The 232-nt window shown below is 62.9% G+C and carries 1 pseudogene; it reads left to right on the top strand.

Going from position 1 to position 232, the window contains the following annotated elements:
• Positions 1-232 (top strand): annotated as a pseudogene (gene glmU, locus QSV46_RS41210) (bifunctional UDP-N-acetylglucosamine diphosphorylase/glucosamine-1-phosphate N-acetyltransferase GlmU); the annotation flags it as partial.

Below are 232 nucleotides of genomic sequence, written 5' to 3' on the forward strand. Positions count from 1 at the left end.
GTCACGCTGTGCAATGCCGGCGTGATGGCGTTCGAGGGCGCACGCGCGCTGGAAATCCTCGACCGCATCGGCAATGCCAACAGCAAGGGCGAGTATTATCTGGTCGATGCCGTCGCCATCGTCAGGGAAATCGGATTGGAGGCCGTCGTGATCGAAACCAGCGAGGACGAAGTGCGCGGCATCAACAACAAGGCGCAGCTTGCGGAGGCCGAAGCGGTGATGCAGGCGCGGC

Source organism: Bradyrhizobium cosmicum (genome assembly GCF_032290525.1).
GTDB classification, from domain to species: domain Bacteria; phylum Pseudomonadota; class Alphaproteobacteria; order Rhizobiales; family Xanthobacteraceae; genus Bradyrhizobium; species Bradyrhizobium cosmicum_A.